This is a genomic window from Moraxella sp. E33BD (genome assembly GCF_041807865.1).
Lineage (GTDB): Bacteria > Pseudomonadota > Gammaproteobacteria > Pseudomonadales > Moraxellaceae > Moraxella > Moraxella haemolytica.
Genome location: NZ_JBGTZD010000025.1, coordinates 1 through 4,919, shown reverse-complemented (window position 1 = coordinate 4,919; position 4,919 = coordinate 1). Strand labels below are relative to the sequence as shown.

Annotated in this window: 3 protein-coding genes; 2 read left to right on the top strand and 1 reads right to left on the bottom strand. The window is 47.4% G+C overall.

From position 1 onward, the window contains the following. Positions 1–132 precede the first annotated feature (132 nt). Complete coding sequence (locus ACERC6_RS10030) at positions 133–330, bottom strand: hypothetical protein (protein WP_373627204.1); 198 nt, start codon at positions 328–330, stop codon at positions 133–135. A gap of 400 nt (positions 331–730) precedes the next feature. Between ACERC6_RS10030 and ACERC6_RS10025 the strand changes: the two genes are divergently transcribed. After that, positions 731–1,306, top strand: a complete 576-nt coding sequence (locus ACERC6_RS10025; protein ID WP_373627206.1) for a tail assembly protein — start codon at positions 731–733, stop codon at positions 1,304–1,306. Between the two features lie 51 nt (positions 1,307–1,357). Beyond that, positions 1,358–4,919, top strand: a 3,562-nt coding sequence (locus ACERC6_RS10020) for a host specificity protein J (protein WP_373630524.1), incomplete at its 3' end; no start/stop codon positions are given.

The window sequence follows — 4,919 nt, the reverse complement described above, 5'->3', positions numbered from 1 at the left end:
AAAGCGAAGTTACACCGCCTTGCGTGGGCAACACTCTAATCCTGCACCACCCCTACGGACGGCAAAGCGTGCGTGAGATTTATGGCAAGGGGTGGGCGGATAGGGTTGGGCTTGTCGTGCGTCATCATTCACTTATGTCGTCTGCCCCCACGCTTTGACAGCTTGCATGATAATGGCAGAGCGTGAAAGTCCTTTTTTTTCAGATAAAACGGTCAGCTCGTCAATAAATTCGATGGGAAACTTATAGCTTGCCACCTTTACGCCACGTTTGGCATCAGAGTCAGCTTGAATTTGAGCTTTGGTTTTTGGAGTTTTGACAATTTTAGGCATGATGCTTGACCTTTGTTTTAAATTATCTTATGATAATAGGTAAGGAGTGGCTAGGCGTTTCCACCTAACCTGCCTTGGCGACTGGTACTCGCTTTAGGCTTTTACTGTTAGTAAGCTGGATAGCTTAGCAACAGCAGAGCGATGATTACGAGGATTTCAAGGGTCGTTTTCATCGTTTTACTCCTTGTTATGATGGTAACGATGGCTACCATCTTACCAATCAAGCAACCCTTGCTTGATGTGTTATATTATAGTAAATACTACATTAAAAGTCAAGTAATTATTGCAATTTATTATAAAATTGTTGTGATTATCTGACTTTTTTGTTATCCAAAAATAAAACATTTTTAACCGCTTATGATGTCATCATGGGCGGTTTTTTATTGGGGAAAAATCAGCCATGAAAACCATCATCTTACACGGCATCTTAGCCAAAAAATTCGGCAAATCTTTTAACTTGGCAGTGGGCAGTACAAAGGAAGCCATGCGTGCTTTGTGCGTGCAACTGGCAGGTTTTGAAGAATTTATGATGAATGCCCATAGGCAAGGGCTACGCTTTGCCGTGTTTCATGATAAGCACAATGTGGGCGAGAGCGAACTTGAGATGAGCCACACCGCCAAAGTGATTCGTGTCGTGCCAGTGGTGGAAGGCTCAAAAAAAGCAGGTTTGCTTGAAACCGTCCTTGGAGCGGTCATGGTGGTCGCTGGTGTCGTGGCGACAGGCATGGGGTTTGCCCCTGTGGGGACGGCACTCATCGGTGCTGGTATTGGCATGATGGTGGGTGGTATTTCTCAGATGCTCATGCCGAAGGTAGATACGCAGGATAATAACCAAGATGGTAATAAGGCAAACAAAGGCTTTGGCGGTGCGGTAACTACGGTCGCCCAAGGCAACCCAGTTCCCATTCTTTACGGCGAACGAGAAATCGGCGGATTTATCCTGTCAGCCAGCCAGCTACCAGAAGACATGATGTAACCAACAGCACAACCCAATTTGATACACTTTGACAGATAACAAGGATAAAAAATGAACATTCACGGTGCTAAAAAAGGCAGTGGCAAACAAAGACAGCCTGTTATTGCCCCCGACTCTGCTCAGTCCAAAGCTTTTGTCAGTATCATGTATGGCTTGGGCGAAGGCGAGATTGCAGGGCTGGCGAATGGCTATAAATCTGTGTACTTGGAAGATACACCCTTACAGAATGACAATGGCGAGTTTAACTTTCCCAATGTTAAAGTGGATTTTAGAAGTGGCACCAACGACCAAGAGTACATTGACGGCTTTCCTGATGTGTCAAGCGAAACGGCGGTGGGTGTCGAGCTAAAACACGGCACACCCTTTGTTAAAGCCTTTAATAATCTTGACCTTGATGCTCTGCGTGTGCGTCTAAAATGGGGAGCTCTGCGGTCGCAAAACCGTGAAAATGGCAATGTGTCAGGCGTAAAGATTGATTATGCGATCGATGTCAAAACCGACAACGGTGGTTGGGCAGAAGTCCTAAATACATCTATCAATGCCAAAACATCGGACGCTTACGAGCGTAGCCACCGTATTGACCTACCAAAAGCACAAACAGGCTGGCAGGTGCGTGTTCGCCGTATCACACCGAACAGCACTTCTGAATTTATCTCAGATAAAATGTACATCGCTGCCATCAGTGAATTGATTGACTTAAAACTTCGTTATCCTAACACCGCTCTTTTGGGGCTAAGATACGATGCCGAGAGTTTTAGCAATGTCGCCAAAATGTCGGCTCGTTGTCGTGGTCTCATCATCAAAGTACCAACAAACTACGACCCTGTGGCTCGCACCTATACAGGTATGTGGGACGGACAGTTTAAAATGGCGTACAGCAACAATCCAGCGTGGGTCTATTATGACCTATGCACCGCCGAACGCTATGGGCTGGGTGGTCGCTTAACCCAAAGCATGATTGATAAATGGAGCTTGTATCGTCTCGCCCAATACTGCGATGAGATGGTTGATGATGGCATGGGCGGACAAGAGCCAAGATTTGCCGTCAATGTCTATATCCAGTCGGCAGACGGTGCGTTTGAGCTGTTATCAAGGCTTGCAGGCGTATTTCGGGCAATTTCCTACTGGGATGGTAATAGCATTGTGCTGGATGCGGATATTCCCCAAGACAGCATTTATTCATTCAGCCGTGCCAATGTCATCGATGGCGTGTTTGAATATACAGGCACACGCTCTCGTGACCGCCGCACCGTGGCAAAGGTGGCGTGGGATAATCCTGCCAATCATTTTAAGACCGAATACGAATATGTCAGAGATGAAGCAGCGATTGCCAAGTTTGGCGTGCGTGTGGCGGACATCGCTGCGTGGGGCTGTACTTCTCGTGGGCAAGCCCAGCGAGCAGGCATTTGGGCGTTGAAGTCTGAACAGCTTGAAACTCGCATGGTAACTTTCAAAGTCGGCTTGGACGGCTATATTCCAGCCCCTGCAAAAGTGATTGAGATTAGTGATGAGTTGTTTGCAGGGCGTGCCACAGGCGGTCGTGTGCTTGCGATTAACAAAACCAAAACCGTGATTACCCTAGACCGCCCCATTACTGCCAAAGCAGGTGATACGCTGGTCATCAATGGCGATGATGGCACAAGCCAAAGACGGCAAATCCGCTCGGTCAGTGGCGACAAAATCACGGTAACAAAAGCATTTGGCAACATCAGTGTGGAAAATGTCTGGGTGCTAGATAGTCAAGACCTTGCCACGATGAAATTTCGTGTGCTGTCGGTAACGGCTGACGATAACCACACTTTTACCATCACTGCCGTGCAGTATAACCCTGCCAAATATGATGCCATTGATACAGGGGCGTATATTGACGAGCGTCCGATTAGTGTGATTAACCCCACGGTACAAGCCCCCACAAAGTCGGTCAATCTGTCAAGCTATCACACGGTCAATCAAGGCGTGAGCATGACCACCCTTGTCATCGGTTGGGAGCAAGTAGCAGGTGCAGTCAAATATCAAGTGGAATGGCGAAAAGACAACGGCAACTGGCAAAGCCTGCCGCCAACAGGCACAAACAGCATTGAAATCGCTGGAGTCTATGCAGGGCAATACGAAGCCCGAGTAACGGCTATTTCTGCATTTGGACAGGCAAGCCTAGCCACTCATTCTAATCTGACACAGATACAGGGCAAAGTCGGCAAACCAAACCGCCTTGCGTTTATCCGTGCAATTGGTTTGCTATTTGGCATGAACTTGGCTTGGGGCTTTGGGGCGAAGTCAGACGACACTAATTTTACTGAAATTGAGGTCAGCCCTGACGGTCGCACAAACATCACAACCCTTGGCACATTTGCTTACCCAACAAACAAGTTTGAGCTCACAGGCTTGCAGGGCAATCTGACCCAGTTTTACCGTGGGCGGATTGTGGATAAGCTGGGTAATACAAGCGATTGGACAGCATGGGTATCTGGCACGACAAGTGCAGATGCTGGCAAGGTGCTTGAGCTTATCAGCGGTCAGATTAATGGCAGTCATCTTGACCAAACCTTACGCACACCCATTGCCAAAATTGGTACACTTGAAAGTGCGGTAAATGGCGTTAATGCTCAATTACCCACCTTAAACACTCAAATCGCCACGCTAAACGGCAAAACAACTACCCTGCAAAATGAGCTTGCCACCGCCAAAAGCACCCTGCAAACCGCCATTAGCAACATCACCACCGAGCGTAACCGTATCAGCGGTGCTATCCGTGATATTACTGCTTTACAAGCGGATAAAAACGCCAAAACGACAGAAATCGCTAATCTTACCCAAACCGTGGGGTCTCATACCTCATCAATCCGTGAATTGGGGGTAACAACTGGGGATTTAAGTCAAAAATATAGCCAATTAAAGACGGCAAGCGATACCGCCAACAGCGAAATTATCGCAATCAGACAAACCCAAAATGGGACGGCAAGCAGTATTGATAGGCTAACTTCACGCTTTGATAATCTGATGAACTCGCCCAACTTGCTAAGCGATACCCAAGCAAAAACGACCACCGAGTTTTTAATCGGTGCTTATCCGATTGGTCGCACATTGACGGAGGGGCAAAAGGTCATCGTTAAAGCGACAACAGCCCCACCCCAGCGTGTGCTTGTCTATAATTCATCGCCAAGGGGGGTAAATCGCATTGGTGAGATTATGGCGGACGGCACACCGCACGAGTTAGATTGGGTTGTTGGTAATGGCGGTAATAACAGCTTGCACATCTATCGCACGAGCAATCGTGACAGTTCTAGCGTAACATTAGACAATGTCAGCTTGTCTGTTCGTGATGGTGCTTTGCTTGATGTCTCAGCTAAGATCGAAACGCAAAGTCAAACAATAACTGACACAGAACGCTCACTATCAGAGCGTATCTCTCAGATTGACACAGCGTACAAGTCTGCTGATAGAACAGCGAACGCAAAAGTTCAACAGCTTGAGCAGTCGTTGTCAACAAAAGAACGCTCACTATCAGAGCGTATCTCTCAGATTGACACAGCTTATAAGCAGGCTGATAGAACAGCAGCTGCAAATCTTAGTACGCTTGAACGCACACTCACACAAGCTGACAGTGCATTGTCAG

What these genes read in the sequence shown, in the direction of transcription:
- ACERC6_RS10025 (WP_373627206.1), top strand. Translation starts at nt 731, where the DNA reads ATGAAAACCATCATCTTACACGGCATCTTAGCCAAAAAATTCGGCAAA.
- ACERC6_RS10030 (WP_373627204.1), bottom strand. Translation starts at nt 330, where the DNA reads ATGCCTAAAATTGTCAAAACTCCAAAAACCAAAGCTCAAATTCAAGCT.